Raw genomic sequence first — 18,897 nt, forward strand, 5'->3', positions numbered from 1 at the left:
ATAACCCATTTTTATATACTTAATATTTTTTACTTTTCTTATTGATTAAAGAAATTACCCCCAAGAAAAAATTAAACTTTTCTCTTAGGGGATATTTATTATGCTCTATTTTCACAACCACAAACTTTTATTTTTTCTTTTACAAACTGTTTAACTTCTTCCATACCAGACTTATTGTATTTTTTAGGGTCTATTGTATCTTTATTTTCTTCTAAATACTTAGTAACTCCCTTTGTAAATGCTATTCTAAGCTCTGTAGCATAATTTACTTTGCATATACCTCTTTTGATAGATTCTTGTACTTTTGAATCTGGTATTCCTGATCCACCGTGTAACACAAGAGGTATAGATACTACTTCTTTTATTTGCGATAATCTATCTAAATCTAACTTAGGTTCACCTTTATACATACCATGAGCTGTACCTATTGCAACAGCTAGAGAATCCACACCTGTTTTTTCTACAAACAACTTAGCTTCTTTAGGATCTGTAAACCCTCCATCTCCGCCATCTAGGTCATCTTCTTTTCCACCAACTTTGCCAAGTTCAGCTTCAACTGCAATACCTGATGATTTACACATATCAACAACAGCCTTTGATATTTTTATATTGTCTTCAAAACTACTATGAGATCCATCTATCATAATTGAAGTATATCCAGCTCTAAATGCTTCTGATGCAAGTTCAAAACTAGAACCATGATCCAAATGCATAACTACTGGAACTTTTGCACGACTAGCTGCAACCTTTGCATTTGCTAAAAAATAATCAAGGCCAGCGTACTTAACTGTTGATGGTGTAGTTTGCATAATTACAGGTGAATTCATTTCTTCTGCTGCACTTATAACTGCCATTACCATTTCCATATTCTCTACATTAAAAGCACCTACTGCATATTTTCCTTCTTGAGCTTTTTTTAAAATATCTTTTGTAGTAACTAATTCCATAATAATTCTCCCCCTTATTTAGATTAAACTTTGTATTATCTTCAAATTAATTATTCTATTTAATATTCATTTTTCTAAGGGCCATTCCGTTTAATATAACTGAATAAACTCCATATATTGAAATCATTCCACTTAAAGCCATAAAAACTAAATTATAATTTTGTTGTATGGCATTAATAACTATTAATATGCTTAGAAGTGCATAAGCACAAGCTTTCATAATAGTTCTTTCTTTTTCTCTATTCTTAACAATCATTTCTAATTTATTGACTTTTCTATCTCTTTTAAAATTATCTATAGATTTTAACTGTTTCAAAAATATCCCTCTAAAGTAAACTTCTGCTACAATTGCTGCAAAGCCACCTACTAATAATGTAGTTTCAAAACTTTTGAAATAATCATCTAATATAACCAGCAGTGTTATTATGATAAAATATCTATAATAAAATAATCTAAATTTTTGTTCTATTTTATGTCCTACAATATATCCTTTTTTATCAAAGACATTATAATAAACTGTATTTCCCGATGTATTTAGATAAATATTCATTCCTGCTAAATCTATATTTTTTTTGTTCATTACATCATTTCCTTTCCTAAACAATAGGTTTGATGTACTGAATAATCATCATTAAGAACTACTAAATCACTATCATATCCAACGCCTATTCTACCTTTATGAGTATCTATTCCTAGACATCTTGCAGGGTTTATAGTACATGAATTAATAGCGTAATTAAATGGAACCATAGCATCTTCCACTAATATTTTTAACCCCTGATTCATTTTTAATGTTGAACCAGCTAAGCCTTTTGTTCCTACTAAATGTGCACTACCATCTTCATATATTTCAATTTCATTTCCACCAAAAATAAATTTCGAACCTGGCTCAAATCCTTTTGCCATTAGTGCATCTGTAACCATAATTCCATAGTGAGGCCCCTTAGCTTTAAAGAAATTGTATAATGCTACTGGAGTTGAGTGACTTCCATCACATATGATCTCACCATACATATCTTTAACTCTTAAACTAAATCCAACTAATCCATTTTCTCTATGATTAAAAGCTGTCATCCCATTATAAACATGAGTTTGAGATCTGGCTCCATTTGCAAAAGCATATACTGCTTCTTCATAAGTAGATGCTGAATGACCTATACTTACAACAATATCATTTTCATATAAATATTTAGTTAGCTCATAATCTTCATCTAATTCTGTAGCCATAGTCACATATTTTATTAATCCTTTTGCTGCCTTTTGATATTCTTTAAATTCTTCAATAGTAGGCTTTGCTATATATTTCTGTGGCTGAGCACCTTTATATTTCATATCTAAATAAGGACCTTCAAAATGTATTCCTAATATTTCTGCCCCTTGATATCCTTCTTCAACAACTTTTGCCACATTGGCTAAAGCATTAGTTAAAACTTCTCTACTTTGAGTTATAGTAGTTGGAAGAAATGCTGTAACCCCTTCCCCAGGTATTCTTTTAGTCCAGTTTTTTAATCCTTCTTCGTTAGCATCATTGGTATCAAAACCATACGCCCCATGACTATGAATATCTATAAATCCCGGAACTATCCTTTTCTTCCCATAATCAGAAGCTCCTTCCTTTTCATTATATTTATAAATATTTACTATTTTATTATCATCAATTTCTATTTGGGCTGGGATAAATTGATCCGCAATCCAAACTCTCTTACTTTGTATTAACATGATAGCCCTCCATACATTATTAGGATATCTCAATTATACATAACATTTTTTAGATAATATTTGCACTTTTTAACACAAATATTATACCTTTTAATACATCCATTGTATTTATACATCTCTTTACTATAATTAGAGTTAAGCAAGATTTTAATTTAATATATACGGATGGGGGACATAGAATTTATGAATATTCTTAATATTACTGAAAACCAAAGGAAAGACACTAAGTCATCTTTTACTTTAAACGAAATATATCAACAACCTAAAACATGGTTAAAAACATTAACTCAAATAGAAAATAATAAAGATTCTATAGAAGAATTTATAAACAAGGTCATAAAAAATGAAGATTTCGACGTAATACTAACTGGTGCAGGTACTAGTGAATTTGTTGGTAACTCTCTTTACTCAGAGCTAAATAAGGTACTTAATCACAAAGTTAAGTCTTATGCAACAACTGATTTAGTAGCTACTCCTGAGAATTACTTATCTAGAACTAAACCAACATTATTAGTAAGTTTTGGTCGTTCTGGAAATTCTCCTGAATCAATTGGTGCTGTTGAAGTTGCTAATGAAGTTTGCAATAACATATATCATCTATTTGTTACTTGCAATCATGAAGGTGCTCTTTCTAAAATGGCTGATAAATTAGATAACTGCTATGCAATAAATCTTACTGAAGAAACTCATGATCAAGGATTTGCTATGACATCAAGTTTTTCTAATATGTACTTAGCTACTTATCTTTGCTTTAATCTTGATAAATTAGGTGAAAAATCAGAGATAATATCTGCTATTTGCTCATCTGCTGAAAACTTCTTAGATGTAGGTTTTGAAGTAGTAGAAAAAATAATAAATGATTTTAATTTCCAAAGAATAGTTTATCTAGGTAGTAACACTTTAAAAGGTATCTCACAAGAGTCATCTTTAAAAATACTTGAATTAACAGCAGGAAATACAGTTGCTCTATTTGACACTCCACTTGGTTTTAGGCATGGTCCAAAATCAATAATAGATGATTCTACATTAGTAGTTGTTTATGTGAGTAATGATGAGTACACTTATAAATATGAATTAGATTTTATAAAGGAAATAAGTTCTCAAAGAAAAAACAATAAACTAGCTATCGTAACAGACAAACCATCTGATGAGTTAAGTGAATTAGCTGATTACATTTATGCTTATAATACTAACGTTAACCCAAATAATGTAGAATTAGGTCTGGCTTATTTAACATTTGCTCAATCACTTGCAGTTTTAAAATCTTTATCAATGGATATAACACCTGACAATCCATGTCCAACTGGTGAAGTTAACCGTGTTGTTGAAGGTGTAACATTATATAAATATACTTGTAAATAAAATTCGCTTCGTTTGAGCGACGTGTCGGCGAAACACTTCATATCGCCAACGAGATTACTTCGTTGCTCAAAATGAGGAAGTTAATAATAATATATTAATACTTATAAAAAGGAGCTTCTTAGATATGATAGGAATAATAATTAGTGGCCACGGAAATTTCGCAACAGGACTACGTTCATCTTTAAATTTAATTGCAGGAAACCCTGCTAATATAGAATATGTTGATTTTGTAGAATCAGATACTATTGATACTTTAAAAGAAAAATACATGAATGCTATAAGCAATTTAAGCAATTGCAATGATATTTTAGCTTTAACTGATTTAGTGGGAGGTTCACCATTTAAGACTTTGGTTGAATTAAAAGCTGAAGTTGAAAAACCATTAGAAGTAGTAGGTGGAACTAACCTTCCTATGATACTTGAAATTTCTATGGCTAAAGATTTTATAGAAGATTTATCTATGTTATCAGGAACAGCTTTAGAAGTAGGTAAAAATGGTATTTTAAAGTTTGAACTTGTAGAACACATGGACGAAGATTGTGAGGATGGTATTTAATCATGATAAATTGGGAAGTTGTTACTTGGACATGTATAACTGTGGCTGTACTATTGGGTATAGCAGCATTAATATTAATATTTATATCATCAAAGAATATAAAAAAGAAAACTTCGGAACTAAAAAACCTTCACTTAGAATTAAAAACTGGCATGAAAGTTATGTTCTGTGGAGCTATTTACGGCAAAATAACTAAGATAAATGGCGATATCGTTGAAGTTGAAATAGCTAAAAATGTTGTTGTTTCAGTATCTAGATATGCTATCCAAAGTGTTGACTAAATAAAATCAAAAAGGAGCTATCTCAACATAGAGATTAGCTCCTTTATCTTACCCCAAAATTAACTATTTAAAAACTTTTTGTGCATATTCGCTAGGACTTATATCAAAATGTTGAGTAAATGCCCTTGAAAAATAATGTATGGAACTAAAACCTAGCATAAATGCAATTTCACTAATTGTATATTTATTTTCCTTTATTATAAGTTTACTTTTAGCTAACTTTAAATCACTTATATATTTCTTAGGTGTTGTATTAAGATTATTTTTAAATAACGTTTGCAGCGAAGATCTAGATATGGCAAATTTATGGCAAATATCCTCTACTGTAATTGGCTCATAAATCCTATTTTCTATATATGATACTATATTTTCTAATAATTCATTTTGAAAATGTTGATATGATTCTTTTGGTAATTTAATTTCTTCTACATCCAAATAATCATATTGTAATAATCTAATAAGTATCTCATGTAAATTATTTAAAACTAAGGTTTTTGCGTATGGTATATCTGATGACATATTTTGAGAAAAGTTCTTTAATACTCTATATAAATTTTTTCTACAATGGAAAATCCTATTACATATATTCTCCACATCTTCACATTCCATTTCAAATATGACAGTCAAATAGGAACAAGAGGAATCCACATTTACTTGTTGAGTATGAAATTTATTTTTTCCATAAATAATTAAGTCATATGCTTCTAGCTTATACTCTATCCCATCAACAGTTGTATCTAATGTGCCGTTGTCTACAAATGTTAATTCATATACATTATGACTTTCACCTTTAAATTTATAGTTTGGACTCTTTATATTGTAATAACACGCTATTATTTTTGGAATATTTATTGTAGATTGCATTTTATTATATACATATGGTGCATCTAAAAACTCCAATTTTAAACTATAATTTTTAGGAATTATTAATTTGAATCTAACCTTGTCTATCATTGAAATTATATTAAAATACATATTAGGTTTAACTTCTACATGTCTATGTATATTAAATAATTCGAACCCTCCATTTTTATCATTACTTATTAATATACCTGCCATACCGTCTAAAATTTCAATATATACTGACTCTGAAAAATTGTATACGCTTGATATTACTGTATCACTAGTGATAATATTTTTTGATATTAAGTTTTCCCTATCTATTTGTTTAGACTCTTCATATACAAAACCATATTTACTAAATTGAAAACTACTTGTCTTTTCATTCATCTTAAGTCATTCCCCCTCGTAAGTTTCCTTCATTTATATCACTTATGATTAAATTTCATTGATAATTTATATTTTACTATATCTAAATACATTGTCAATTTTGTACATTTTAGTCTCACATTTTGAAAACGTTTTTTTAAAAATAACAAATAAAAAACCAATTATTCTAAAGATTATAATCCACCTTCCCTTTATAATGATATTAGAAAATTAATTTCTTAGTAAATAACATATTTTAAAATTCTGAGGAGGATGGTATACAATGCCAAATATTATTCTAACAAGAATCGATAACAGATTGATTCATGGACAAGTTGCTACACAATGGTGTGGAGCTATTGGAGCTAACTTAATTTTAGTTGCAAATGACGTTGTTGCAGAGGATAAACTTAGACAAGGCTTAATGGACATGGCCGCTCCAAGTTATGCTTCTACACGTTATTGGACATTAGAAAAAACAATTAATACTATTCATAAAGCTAGTGCTAAACAATTAATATTCATCGTTTGTGAGAACCCAACTGATGTTTTAAAACTTGTTGAAGGTGGCGTTCCAATAAAGAAAGTTAATATTGGAAATATGCACATGGCTGAGGGCAAACGTCAAGTTGCTGGATCTGTAGCTGTAGATGACAAGGATGTTGAAGCATTTAGAAAATTACAAGAACTTGGTGTAGAGCTTGAAATAAGAAGAGTTCCTACTGAAAGTTCTGAAAAAATCGAAAAACTTTTTAAATAATAAAGAAAGGAGATTTTAAACATGGATTTCAATTCTATTCAGGTTTTATTGGTTGCAGTATTTGCATTCATTGCTGCTATCGATCAATTTAGTTTTTTAGAGTCTCTGTATCAACCAATTGTATCTGGTGCTGTTGTAGGTGCTATACTTGGTGATTTACAGACTGGACTTATTGTAGGTGGTACTTATCAATTAATGACAATTGGTAACATGCCAGTAGGAGGAGCACAACCTCCAAATGCAGTTATAGGTGGAATTATGGCGGTAGTATTTGCCGTGTCTTCTAAATTGGATCCTGCTGCCGCTGTTGGTCTAGCAGTTCCATTCGCATTAATAGGACAATATTTTGTAACTTTCTTATTCACAATAATGTCAGCTTTAATGTCTAAAGCTGATCAATACGCTGAAGACGCTAACCCAAAAGGTATAGTTAAGTTAAACTACTTAGCAATGGCCGCTTTAGGATCATGTTTTGCAATAGTAGTTGTTATAGGTTTAATAGGTGGTAGTGCTGCTGGTGCTCAATTAACTGCTCTTTCTGAAAGATTCGACTGGTTCATGGCTGGACTTGGTGTTGCTGGTGGAATGATGCGTTATGTAGGTTTCGCAATACTTCTTCGTATAATGTTATCTAAAGACCTTTGGGGAGTTTACTTCGCTGGTTTTGCTTTAGCTACAATAGTAAGTAAAATAGAAGGATTAAGTGGTTCAGCTTTATTAATAATAGCGTTCATCGGAATAGCTGTAGCTATTTATGACTTCCAAACTAATGTAAAAATGAAAGCTGCTACTGCTTATGCACCAGTAGGGGGAGGAGATGATGAAGATGGAATTTAATTCAAATCAATATAATGATTTAACTCCAGCTAAACCGCTAGACAAAAAAACTTTAAATAAAATGGTTTGGCGTTCACTATTCTTACAAGCTTCATTCAACTATGAAAGAATGCAAGCTGCAGGATGGTTATATGGTATATTACCTGGACTTGAAAAAATTCATACTAATAAAGAAGACTTATCTAAATCTATGAAACACAACCTTGAGTTCTTTAATACTCACCCATTCCTTGTTACTTTCGTTATGGGTATAATACTTTCATTAGAGCAACAAAAATCAGATACTAACACAATAAGAGCTGTCCGTGTTGCTGCAATGGGTCCTTTAGGTGGTATAGGGGATGCTATATTCTGGTTTACTTTAGTTCCAATAACTGCTGGTATAACTGCTAATATGGCTATTGGTGGATCTTTACTTGGTCCAATATTGTTCCTATTGATTTTCAATGGTGTTCAGTTTGGATTAAGATACTTCCTAATGTACTGGTCATATAACTTAGGTTCTAAAGCTATAGATATATTAACTAAAAATGCTAAAGAGTTTACTCATTCTGCTTCTATGTTAGGTGTATTTATAGTTGGTGCTTTAACTTCTAACTACGGTGCAACTAAATTAGGTATAGTAATACCTAATGGTGATGCTCCAATAGATATCCAAGCTATATTAGACGGTGTTTTACCTAATATAATTCCTTTAGGTTTAACTCTATTATTATACTTCTTACTTAAGAAGAAAAACTGGAAGCCAGTTACATGTATAGGTTTATTACTTGTAATAGGTATCGCTGGTGCTTGGATTGGTCATATGTTCGGATTCAAAATGTGGGCATAGAATTTTTATAAATTCTTAGATTACATTAAATTATATAATAACCACCTTTAGTTTTCTAAAGGTGGTTATTTTTATTTTATACTATTTTAATATAAATTTATTTATTGTTCCAAATATTTATCAAATATTATTGTTGCCAGTTCTTCCTTTGTTAGAGTTTCAAGATTTGCTATATCACATAAGTCCATTTCCAACAAAAACTCTCCACACTCTACTTCTAGATATGACCCACTATCATCTGATTTGATTTCCCATCCTTCTAAGTCTGCTACTATATTGGCAATTCTTTCTTCTTTAGTCATTTTTACACCTCTTTATATTAATGTATGCATACTTTAGTTTAACTTTTATTTTGAATTTTATCAATCTAATTAGTGAGTATAACCTAGTAGCTATTTTATATACAGTTATGCTTTTTTCTTTACAGGAATCCACAATTCACTATAATAGTTTTCATCCTGATTCCCTTTAGAATAATCATTTATGTCTGTATAGGTTTCTATATTATATCCTTCAGCAATTTCATAGTCTTTACAGTTAGGAAGCCATTCAGAGAAAATTTTTTGATTCACATCTATCATTGCCTTTGGCATAGCTCCTTTACATGAAAACACTGCCCATGTATGCTTTGGAATTACTTTTGTCACAAATCCTTCAGGTATATTATTTCCTGTTTTATAATCATCTGCAATTAAATATTTAAACTCATCACTATTTCCCATGCTCTCATCAATATTAATTCCGTACATTCCACATACTACATTACCTTTTCCAGACTCATAATGTTCCTGCCAAAACTTTGGAATCTCTTCTTTGCATGAGTCATATTTAAATCTGCTTCCTGATGCCAACACAGTGAAAGCCTCTTTTTCAATAATTTTGTAATCCATAGTATAACCACCTTTCAATGAGATATTAATTTTTAAAGAAGCAAATGACTTCATCATTGCACCATCTCTACGAACAGCTGTTGGTGTTGACCCATGAAAACGAGTGAATGCTTTTGTAAAGCTATCTGGTGAATCATATCCATATTTCATTGCTATATCAATAATTTTATTGTCTGTGGATACAAGCTCACTGCCGGCAAGTGTGAGCCTACGCTGTCTAATATATTCTGCAACTGTAAATCCACAGAGCATTGAAAATCCTTTTTGAAAATAGAATGAGGATATGCAAACTTCTTTTGCGATATCACTAGTGGTCAGATCTTCAGTAATATGGGTTTCAATATATTCAATTGCTTTACTTATGCTTTCTATCCATTCCATTTCTATCACCTCTTCTTTGATTTCATTCTATCTCATTGAAATTCACCATTCCCGACTTTTTGTGGGAAGTTTTGTCTGTACTTTATATGATTTTATTTTTTAGAAAGAAATAGTAACTAATTTTCAATATAAATAGTAGTTACATAATGTGTTCTTATATCCTTCTCTCGCTCTTTTTTATATGTAGTTTTAAACATCATATAATGGCCCTTGCTCTCTTTAAAATAAAGTTTATATGATTTTTTATTATCTTTAAGCTCTCTTGCAATGTACCCAGCTTCTTTATCTTTGCAAGGTATTTCTACTACATTATCTTTATTTAGTTCCTTAGAAAGGTAATCTTCTACAAAACTTTCAATTGACTCTTTTTCACTAAAGCAGTAGGCTTCTATTGTATCTTTGCTGTCTTGATCAACTAGCTTAAATAAAGGTATTGCTGTAAATGAATTTAAATTTGTATCATCTTGGCTAATATCTTCAAACTCATATGTGAGTTTTTCTAATACAGTAAATCCGAAATAATCATTTTTATAAACCCCTTCATCAACATACCCTTGTAAATTATTTGATTTACATCCACTTAAAAAAATCATGATTAATAAAATATAAATATTTATGTATTTTTCAGCTTTCATATTATCATCCTTTTCACTAATTTGTTTGAGATGCTGTTCTTAATCCTATATGAGCCCTTGCACATATTTAAGAATATACTATATGATTTTCAATTTAATCTCTATAATTTTTCATAATATTAAGGATTTGTAATAAGGAATTAAAAACCGTATCACAAGTATGCGATACGGTTCTTTTCTTAGAATACAATTTATTTAACATGGAAACTAACCTATTTTTATAGATCTCATAGAAAGAGAACCATGTTCTATTCCATTGAATATAAACTCAACCTTATCTCCTTCTTCCATCAATGCAGAAATATATAATAAAGGTAAATAGTGTTCACCAGTTGGAGCAGAAAGTAAAGCTTCTCTTCCAATGGCTTTGTAATTGATTAACTTATCATGATCACCTTTAATAACAGCATTAGCTACAAATTCATCGAATTCAGATGCCCAAGTATAAGGATTGACATCTTTATCTTCTTTCATTTCTCTTAAATTATGAACTATATTACCACTCCCCAAAATTAATATACCTTCTTCTCTAAGCTTAAATAATTTTTTACCTAGGTTATAGTGATACTCTTCATTTTCTAATGCATTTAAACTTAATTGAAATACAGGTATATCTGCTTTTGGATATATATGTTTTAATATACACCATGCACCATGGTCTATTCCCCAAGTATCAGTTAGCTTTACACCATAATCCTTTAATTCCTCAAATACCTTATTTATATAAGGTTTCGCTCCACTAGTTGAATATTTCACCTTATATAATTCTTCAGGGAATCCATAAAAATCGTATATTTCTTTAGGTGAATCTTGTTCAGTTATATAAGTCCCATTAGTTACCCAATGTGCTGATATAACCATTATAGCCTTAGGCTTATCTAATTCTTCACCTAATTTATTTAACCTTTTAGTATATGAATTTTCCATTATCGCATTCATAGGGCTTCCATGTCCTATAAATAATACTGGTTGCTTTTTAACCATATCTATCCACCGCCACTTATCAATTTTACAAAATGGAAATTATATAGGTTCCACTATATCTTATTTTATTCTTACCCAAATTTTATATAAAGTATCTTACTACTAAAAATTTATATTTTTACACTATTAAATCATACTTAAAATAACTATTGTCTTAGAATTAAACCTTATAAATACTTTAAAGTAAGATACTAAATTAGAGGTGAGTACTAATGGATAAAATCTAAGCATTAAAATAAGGAATACCAGTTCTGGGTATTCCTTATTTATTATCATTTCTAATTAATCTGTATAAATTTCTCTCTTTTAAACTATTTAAATATCCTGAGATATGTTAAGCAAACATAATTCTATCTGAAAGCTCTTCTTTAAAAGTAATTTTATTAAATTCTTCTATAAGATCATTTTTAGTCAAATTCTTCTTTTCCATTTTATCCATATCAAGAATTATTTCTCCTCTATGCATCATAAGCAATCTATTTCCAAACTCTATAGCATGGTTTAAATTATGTGTTATCATAATTGTTGTAATATTTTTTTCTTTAACTATGCTATTTGTAAGGTTTATAATAGTTTCTGATGTTTTTGGATCTAAAGCCGCCGTATGCTCATCTAAAAGTAAAATCTTTGGTGTATTTAAAGTAGCCATTAGTAGAGAAAGAGCTTGTCTTTGCCCTCCAGATAACATTCCTACCTTTGTATTTATTTTATCTTCAAGACCTAAATTTAATATGGAAAGATGGTTTTTAAATTCCTCTATATTTTTTTTATTAACTCCTAAAGAAAGTCCAAAACTACTTCCCTTATTATATGCCAAAGATAAGTTTTCTAAAATAGTCATAGATGGTGATGTCCCCTTAGTTGGATCTTGGAATACTCTACTTATAAATCTTGATTTTTTATGTTCTTTTAAATTTGTTATATCTTTTTCTTCTAAAATTATATTACCTGAATCTAACTCTAATTCACCAGATATTATATTTAAAAGAGTAGATTTTCCTGCTCCATTACTTCCAACAATAGTTATAAAATCTCCTTGATTTATTTCTAAGTTAAAATTGTTAAAAATATTAGTTTCATTTATTGTGCCTTTATTAAATCCTTTACTGATGGAATTTATTTTAAGCATTTAGACTCCCCCTTCCTTTTGAAGAAAATTTAAGTTTATCTAAAATATTATTATCATTCATAACTATAGCACTAACCACTATTAATGATGTTATTAATTTTAAATCCGTTGGTGGGAAACCTAAATTTAAAGCAACACCAACACTTAGTTTATATAAAAATGCACCTATTATAACTACTGTAGTTCCTTTTAATAACCTACTATTTTTGAAAACAGATTGACCAAGTATAATAGAGGCTAAACCAAATACTATAAACCCATTTCCCATAGATATATCTGAAAATCTTTGATATTGTGCCATCATAGCTCCACTTAAAGCTACAAGTCCATTAGATATCATAAGTCCAGCTATTTTCATTTTTCCTTTATTTACTCCAAGAGAAGTAACTAGCGTGTCATTATCACCTGTAGCCCTTAAAATAAATCCAAACTTAGTTTTAAATAAAATATCCATTAATAGTTTAACTACTAACACTATTAATAATAAAGTTACAACTACTGGTATATTATTAGAGAATATATTAGCTTTATTAAATATAGGAAGATTCGCCTTTCCCATTACTCTTAGGTTTATAGAATATAGTCCTATCATAACTAAAATTCCAGATAAAAGATTAGTTATTTTTAAATTCACATGAAGTATTCCAGTGACTAATCCACCAATAGCTCCTCCTATAAATGCTAATCCTAATGATAAAAATGGATTAATATCCTTTAATATAAATGCTGTAGTAATTGCAGCACCTAAACTAAATGTTCCATCTACAGATAAATCAGGAAAATCTAATATAGTATAAGTTATATATACTCCTAGTGCTCCTATAGCAAAGATAAGGCCCTGCTCTAAAGTACCTATAAAGAAGTTCATATTACTTACCTCCTTCTATAAGTTTAGCTTTATTCAGTATATCTTTATCAATATTTATAGAAAGCTTATTAAGTGTATCCTTATTTATTACAAGTTCTGTATCCTTTAAATTTTTTATAGGTAACTCTTTTATATCTTTTCCTTTTAACACTTCAACTGCCATAAGTCCAGCTTCAAAACCAAGCTTTTTGTAATTAATTCCTTCTGTAATTAAAGCTCCTCCTTTAATATGAGCTTCTTCTGCTCCAATTACTGGTACTTTTTTATCTACTGACTTAGAAGCTATTATTGCCATTGAAGAAGCTATCATATTATCTGCTGGTGTGTATAAAACATCTATTTTATCCAAGATTGAATCTAATCCTTGACTTATATCATTTACACTATTTACACCTTTTGATATTACTTTTATATTATCTTTTTTAGCTAATTCCTCTAAATTATTTACTTGAATTTCAGAGTTTACTTCACTAGTATTGTATAAAACTCCTATAGTTTTTACATCTTTAACTATTTCTTGCATAAGTTTTAATTGTTTTTCTATAGGAACTGCATCACTAGTTCCTGCAACATTTGTTCCTGATTTATCCTTTGATTTTACAAGGCCTGCTTCTACAGCATCGGTTACCGCTGTAGTTATAATTGGAACATCCTTCGTTGTGTTAAACGCTGCCTGTGCTGCAGGAGTTCCAATAGCGAATATTAAATCTTTGTTACTTGAGACAAAATCGTTAGATATCATCTGAGATGTTGCAATATCTCCCTCTGCATTTTGTACTTCTAGATTAAGATTTTCCCCTTCTTTAAATCCCTCAGAATTTAAAGCTTCTACAAATCCTTCCCTAGCTAAGTCTAAAGCTGGGTGAGATGCTATTTGGGATATTCCTATATTCACAATCTTTTCATGTGATGAAGAATTTCCTTTTGAACATGCTGAAAATAAAGACATGCTTACTAGAATTGAACTTAATAAAATTAATTTTTTTGCTACCATACTACCAACCTCCAAATACTTTGTTTTCAATTTTTGTAAGATTAGTAGAACAAAGCTTCAAATAGTATTTTTCTGTAGACAAAATTATATATACCTGTTTATAATAAAAAACCCCTCCATAAAGTTATATGGAGAGGACTGTTTTAATTCCAAAATAATTAACTGTTAAAGTTATATCTCCTACTTATGCTACTATACTACTATTTAATATTTAGCATTTAAATATATAATTAATATATTTGAATACATGTTTTAATACCTTACTTTTGTAAAGCTTGGTGAATTAATATTTCCTATTCTACTTTTACTTACTATACTTCTAATTCACCATAACATTTCTACTACTAAACTACTGTTCTACTATTCTACAATTTATATTATCTATACTACTTTCCTAATAAAATGAATTATATATAGATTTTCAACTTATGTCAACTATATAATTTATAAATCTGCTATTGATCTATGTCCAAGCCCAATTACTACTTCATTTAAATGAAGCAATCCTACACTAAGGAAAATACATACACTTACATGCTCACCATGTCTTGCAACGCCAATTTTTCCACCTACGCTAAGACCATTTGCTTTATCTGCAACTTGCATTATTGCTTCTCTAGTAGCTCCTGCAATAGCACCATCATGAACATGGCAATCTTTAATTATTCCAGTCCTTTTAGATGCAACTAAAGCTCTTTCTATGATTTTTTGAATAGATGAATTTAAGTTTCCACCAATATCTACTGCTACAGCTAAAACATTCTCTTTTTTAAATTCTTCTATAAGTTTTTCTTCTTCTTGTCTTGAAGATATCGCCATATTAATAGAAGCTTTTGCTATATTTATGCTATTTTTTTCTTTCATAAGTAAACCTCCCAATCAATCTATTTATATAATGATTTTTATATTTTAATGATTCTATAAATCGAAATAAACTTTTATATTTTACAACTTATTATATCAGACTTTAATCTAAAATGAATCATAATCTTATTGTTAAAATATTTCCTCTTACACTCTTCTTCAAATTCATCTAATATATACGTTACATTTAATTTACAAAAAAATACACTAAATCTTATATTTTTTATTGACTTATAAATTTTAATAGCATATACTCTATATTAAATAAAAAACGAACATTAAATATTATTAATTATAAAATAGAACTGGAGGGTAATTATGAATACTTTAATAAACAAACAAGCACGATTTAGTTTTTATAGCCAATTTATATAGGGTTTGTATCAAGTTATAAATTTGATTAATTTTAACATGGATACAAACCCCTTATGACTTACAAATAATTTGGGATTGTATCTGTGTTGGCTATATTGTTTATAATGTTATTCATTATTACCATTTATAAAGCCACACGGATTATACTGTGTGGCTTTTTTATATTCAAAAATGAACCACATGGATTATGCTGTGTGGTTTTTTTATACCCAAAATAAACCACATGGATTATACTATGTGGTTTTTTTATACAAAATAAATGTGGTTTTTTTATACAAAATAAATTTTAAAGGAGTATTTTTTATGATAGGAATTGTATCTGTAGTAACACAAAGTTTAATTTTATCGATTATGGCATTGGGTATTTATATCAGCTATAAAATCTTGGATTTTCCAGACTTATCTGTTGATGGAAGCTTCTCACTAGGTGGTGCTGTTATCGCTTTATCTTTAACTAATGGGCTATCTCCAATAATAGGAACTTTATTAGCTCTTCTATGTGGCTTAATTTCTGGTCTTGTTACTGGTATTTTGCACCTTAAGCTTAAAATTTCTAACTTACTTTCAGGAATTTTAGTTATGGGTATGCTTTACTCTATTAATCTAGGAATAATGGGAAAGTCAAACGTTCCACTATTTAATTTCAATCACTTATTTAATATCCGTATTTCTCCACTAGTATTAGTTATAGCTGTTGCATTTTCTTGCAAATTTATTTTAGATTTATTCTTAACTACTGGACTTGGGTATACATTAAAAGCTGTTGGTGATAATTCTCAAATGGTTAAATCATTAGGAGTTGATATTGATATTATAAAAATATTAGGACTAATGCTATCTAATGGTATGGTTTCTTTATCTGGTAGCTTATATGCTCAATTTCAAGGATTCTCTGATGTTAATATGGGAATTGGTACTTTAATGCTTGGAATAGCATCAATAATAATTGGTGTATCTCTATTTAAGAAACTTACATTTATCAAGGACACTACATCTATATTATTTGGAACTCTAATCTACCAATTTACAATTTACCTTGCAATAAATTTAGGTATAGTACCTCCTAATAACTTAAAATTAATGACTTCTATAGTATTAATTTTATTCTTAAGTATTGGTAATCTAAATATTTTTGCCCATAAAAATACTAACTATAAATATTCAAAGAAAAGAGGTGTTGTAGATGCTACAAATTAAAAATATTTCAAAAACATTCCCTAATCCATATGGAGATTCTAATACTATCTTCAAAGATCTCTCACTGACTATAAATAAAGGTGAATTTGTTAGTATTATTGGAAGTAATGGCACAGGTAAATCTACTTTACTTAATATAATCTCAGGATTTATAAAAGAGAGCCAGGGAGATATTTTATTAAATGGTAATAACTTAACAAAGCTAGCTGAGCATAAAAAAACACATCTAATAAGTAGAGTATTCCAAGATCCAAGTTTAGGCACTTGTCCTTCTATGACAGTTAGAGAAAATTTATCCTTAGCCTTAAACAAAGGAAATTTACTAAATCTAAAAAAATGTCTTCGTCACAAAACCGAAGTTATGGAAGATTTATTAGAAGATATATCGCTTGACCTAAAAAAATATTTAGATGTTCAAGTAAAATATTTATCTGGTGGTCAAAGACAAGCACTTTCTCTAATTATGTCTAGTATTGCAAATCCAAAGGTTTTATTACTAGATGAACATACTGCCGCCTTAGATCCTAAGACTTCAAATGAAATTATAAATTTAACTAATAAAATTGTTAAAGAAAAAAATATAACTACACTGATGGTAACTCATAATCTAAAACATGCTATCAATTATGGTGATAGACTTATAATGCTTCATAAAGGTGAAGTAATTTTAGATATAAGCGGTGATGAAAAATCAAATATCACTATAGAAGAAATACTTCATAAATTTGAATATGAAGTTTAAAATATAAAACTTAATTTGTAGCTTAATTAATGTTAAATAAACTTGTGTCTAGAGTTTAACCACATACATGAATATATGAACATATATGAAATTAATTTAGGAGGATTATAAATATGATAATAAAAAATAAGTTAATGAATTTAATTTTAGTAGGATCAATTGGAGTTTCTTTACTTACAGGATGTTCAAAAGATAGTAGTAATGAGAAATCATCTGATTCAAATAAGGATATCAAAACCATAGGAATTACTCAGCTAGTGGAGCATCCTTCTTTAGATAAAGCAAGAGATGGTTTCATAAAAGCACTAGAAGATAACGGATATAAGGATGGAAAAAACATAAAAATCGATTACCAAAATGCTCAAAATGATATGCCTACAACTCAAACGATTGCAAATAAGTTTGTATCTGATAAAAAAGATTTGATATATGCTATATCAACACCATCAGCTCAAGCAGCTTATAACACAACTAAAAATATACCTATTCTAATGACTGCTGTTACTGATCCAGTCGCTGCCGGTCTAGTAAAATCCCTAGATCATCCTGGAGAAAATGTATCTGGTACATCAGATTATATATCTATAGATAAAAATCTAGAATTGATTAAAACACTTATCCCAAATGCTAAAACTATAGGTGTTTTATATAATACTAGTGAAGTAAACTCAAAGATACAGGTTGATATGCTAAAGGAATATTCATCTAAAAACAATTATAAAATTATAGAAAAGGGCGTTTCTTCTGCAAATGAAATCAATCAAGCCATGTCTAGTTTAATAGCTGATATAGATGTTTTATATGTTCCAACAGATAACTTAATTGTTTCTTCTATGCCGATAGTTTCTAGAATCGCTACTGATAATAAAGTTCCAGTAATAGCCTCTGAAGATGGATCAGTCAAATCTGGTGCACTTGCATGCCAGGGTATAGACTATGAAAAATTAGGTTATAAGACTGGAGAACTTGCAGTTAAAGTTTTAAATGGTGAGCAAGTATCTAATATTCCTGTAGCTACGTTAGATGAAACTCAAATAATAGTTAATGAAGATACTTTAAAATCTCTTTCTATGAAAAAAACTGATGATAAAAACATAATATATGTTAAAACTGGTAAAAATTAATTAAAAACTCTCAATCCGATTAATATAAAAAGAGGAACATTTTTATAAATATGTACCTCTTTTTTTCTATCTAAAATTAATTTGATATGAGACTGTGAAGTTTTTTCTGTAAATAGCTTTCTATGATAAGTTTATTAAGGCATGGATATGAAAATTATGTATCCATGCCTTAATTTGAATGTAATTCCAATTTAATTGCATGTCAAGTACA

21 protein-coding genes are annotated in these 18,897 nt (G+C 29.1%); 9 read left to right on the forward strand and 12 right to left on the reverse strand.

The annotated features are described in order from the left end of the window. Window positions 1-98: 98 nt before the first annotated feature. The 3 genes from fba to nagA are packed head-to-tail and all read right to left on the reverse strand — an operon-like array spanning window position 99 to window position 2,666. The gene (gene fba, locus K0040_RS14370) at window positions 99-947 is read right to left on the reverse strand and encodes a class II fructose-1,6-bisphosphate aldolase (protein WP_228109461.1); all 849 of its coding nucleotides are present in this window, start codon (window positions 945-947) and stop codon (window positions 99-101) included. A 55-nt stretch (window positions 948-1,002) separates the two neighbouring features. Next, a complete protein-coding gene (locus tag K0040_RS14375; protein WP_228109462.1) occupies window positions 1,003-1,527 on the reverse strand; it encodes a hypothetical protein in 525 nt (174 codons plus the stop codon). After that, window positions 1,527-2,666, reverse strand: coding sequence for an N-acetylglucosamine-6-phosphate deacetylase (nagA, locus tag K0040_RS14380; protein ID WP_228109463.1), 1,140 nt, complete (start codon window positions 2,664-2,666; stop codon window positions 1,527-1,529). Before nagA ends, K0040_RS14375 begins: the two co-directional genes overlap by 1 nt. A gap of 183 nt (window positions 2,667-2,849) precedes the next feature. Here nagA and K0040_RS14385 point away from each other — a divergent pair, with 183 nt between their 5' ends. The 3 genes from K0040_RS14385 (at window position 2,850) to yajC (ending at window position 4,865) form a co-directional block, all read left to right on the forward strand. Beyond that, window positions 2,850-4,028: an SIS domain-containing protein gene (locus tag K0040_RS14385; protein ID WP_228109464.1), complete on the forward strand. Its 1,179-nt coding sequence runs from the start codon at window positions 2,850-2,852 to the stop codon at window positions 4,026-4,028. Window positions 4,029-4,152: 124 nt separating this feature from the next. Then, window positions 4,153-4,584, forward strand: a complete 432-nt coding sequence (agaF, locus tag K0040_RS14390) for a PTS galactosamine/N-acetylgalactosamine transporter subunit IIA (RefSeq protein ID WP_228109465.1) — start codon at window positions 4,153-4,155, stop codon at window positions 4,582-4,584. Between the two features lie 2 nt (window positions 4,585-4,586). Beyond that, window positions 4,587-4,865, forward strand: a complete 279-nt coding sequence (gene yajC, locus K0040_RS14395) for a preprotein translocase subunit YajC (RefSeq protein ID WP_228109466.1) — start codon at window positions 4,587-4,589, stop codon at window positions 4,863-4,865. Window positions 4,866-4,928: 63 nt separating this feature from the next. Here the strand turns inward: yajC and K0040_RS14400 are convergent, their stop codons facing one another. Then, on the reverse strand, window positions 4,929-6,095 hold the full coding sequence (locus K0040_RS14400; RefSeq protein ID WP_228109467.1) for a helix-turn-helix domain-containing protein: 1,167 nt from the start codon (window positions 6,093-6,095) through the stop codon (window positions 4,929-4,931). 262 nt (window positions 6,096-6,357) lie between these two features. Here K0040_RS14400 and agaV point away from each other — a divergent pair, with 262 nt between their 5' ends. The 3 genes from agaV to K0040_RS14415 are packed head-to-tail and all read left to right on the forward strand — an operon-like array spanning window position 6,358 to window position 8,503. Further along, complete coding sequence (gene agaV / locus K0040_RS14405) at window positions 6,358-6,834, forward strand: PTS N-acetylgalactosamine transporter subunit IIB (RefSeq protein ID WP_228109468.1); 477 nt, start codon at window positions 6,358-6,360, stop codon at window positions 6,832-6,834. Window positions 6,835-6,855: 21 nt separating this feature from the next. After that, window positions 6,856-7,671 (forward strand): PTS mannose/fructose/sorbose/N-acetylgalactosamine transporter subunit IIC, encoded by an 816-nt coding sequence (locus K0040_RS14410; RefSeq protein ID WP_228109469.1) that lies wholly within the window; start codon window positions 6,856-6,858, stop codon window positions 7,669-7,671. Next, on the forward strand, window positions 7,652-8,503 hold the full coding sequence (locus K0040_RS14415; protein WP_331476332.1) for a PTS system mannose/fructose/sorbose family transporter subunit IID: 852 nt from the start codon (window positions 7,652-7,654) through the stop codon (window positions 8,501-8,503). Before K0040_RS14410 ends, K0040_RS14415 begins: the two co-directional genes overlap by 20 nt. A gap of 101 nt (window positions 8,504-8,604) precedes the next feature. On the opposite strand, the gene K0040_RS14420 is transcribed toward K0040_RS14415, so the two are convergent. The 8 genes from K0040_RS14420 to K0040_RS14455 form a co-directional block, all read right to left on the reverse strand. Beyond that, window positions 8,605-8,805 (reverse strand): hypothetical protein, encoded by a 201-nt coding sequence (locus tag K0040_RS14420; protein ID WP_148557162.1) that lies wholly within the window; start codon window positions 8,803-8,805, stop codon window positions 8,605-8,607. 105 nt (window positions 8,806-8,910) lie between these two features. Next, window positions 8,911-9,774 (reverse strand): AraC family transcriptional regulator, encoded by an 864-nt coding sequence (locus K0040_RS14425; RefSeq protein WP_228109470.1) that lies wholly within the window; start codon window positions 9,772-9,774, stop codon window positions 8,911-8,913. A 116-nt stretch (window positions 9,775-9,890) separates the two neighbouring features. Beyond that, window positions 9,891-10,409 carry a hypothetical protein gene (locus K0040_RS14430; RefSeq protein ID WP_228109471.1) on the reverse strand — a complete coding sequence of 173 codons (519 nt, stop codon included), beginning with the start codon at window positions 10,407-10,409 and terminating at the stop codon, window positions 9,891-9,893. Window positions 10,410-10,616: 207 nt separating this feature from the next. Continuing rightward, window positions 10,617-11,393 (reverse strand): 4,5-DOPA-extradiol-dioxygenase, encoded by a 777-nt coding sequence (ygiD, locus tag K0040_RS14435; RefSeq protein WP_228109472.1) that lies wholly within the window; start codon window positions 11,391-11,393, stop codon window positions 10,617-10,619. Window positions 11,394-11,727: 334 nt separating this feature from the next. Then, window positions 11,728-12,522 (reverse strand): ABC transporter ATP-binding protein, encoded by a 795-nt coding sequence (locus K0040_RS14440; protein ID WP_228109473.1) that lies wholly within the window; start codon window positions 12,520-12,522, stop codon window positions 11,728-11,730. After that, window positions 12,515-13,390, reverse strand: a complete 876-nt coding sequence (locus tag K0040_RS14445) for an ABC transporter permease (RefSeq protein ID WP_228109474.1) — start codon at window positions 13,388-13,390, stop codon at window positions 12,515-12,517. The genes K0040_RS14440 and K0040_RS14445 overlap by 8 nt, the downstream gene beginning before the upstream one ends. A 1-nt stretch (window position 13,391) precedes the next feature. Continuing rightward, on the reverse strand, window positions 13,392-14,384 hold the full coding sequence (locus K0040_RS14450; protein WP_228109475.1) for an ABC transporter substrate-binding protein: 993 nt from the start codon (window positions 14,382-14,384) through the stop codon (window positions 13,392-13,394). Between the two features lie 444 nt (window positions 14,385-14,828). Beyond that, complete coding sequence (locus K0040_RS14455) at window positions 14,829-15,248, reverse strand: HutP family protein (protein ID WP_228109476.1); 420 nt, start codon at window positions 15,246-15,248, stop codon at window positions 14,829-14,831. Window positions 15,249-15,926: 678 nt separating this feature from the next. Here K0040_RS14455 and K0040_RS14460 point away from each other — a divergent pair. The 3 genes from K0040_RS14460 to K0040_RS14470 all read left to right on the forward strand — a co-directional run bounded on the left by K0040_RS14460 (window position 15,927) and on the right by K0040_RS14470 (window position 18,686). Next, on the forward strand, window positions 15,927-16,820 hold the full coding sequence (locus tag K0040_RS14460; protein ID WP_228109477.1) for an ABC transporter permease: 894 nt from the start codon (window positions 15,927-15,929) through the stop codon (window positions 16,818-16,820). Continuing rightward, window positions 16,807-17,562, forward strand: coding sequence for an ABC transporter ATP-binding protein (locus tag K0040_RS14465; RefSeq protein WP_228109478.1), 756 nt, complete (start codon window positions 16,807-16,809; stop codon window positions 17,560-17,562). The genes K0040_RS14460 and K0040_RS14465 overlap by 14 nt, the downstream gene beginning before the upstream one ends. Before the next feature lie 113 nt (window positions 17,563-17,675). After that, the gene (locus K0040_RS14470; protein ID WP_228109479.1) at window positions 17,676-18,686 is read left to right on the forward strand and encodes an ABC transporter substrate-binding protein; all 1,011 of its coding nucleotides are present in this window, start codon (window positions 17,676-17,678) and stop codon (window positions 18,684-18,686) included. The last annotated feature ends 211 nt before the right edge of the window (window positions 18,687-18,897 follow it).

The organism is Terrisporobacter petrolearius (genome assembly GCF_020748185.1).
In the GTDB taxonomy this organism is placed as follows: domain Bacteria; phylum Bacillota; class Clostridia; order Peptostreptococcales; family Peptostreptococcaceae; genus Terrisporobacter; species Terrisporobacter petrolearius.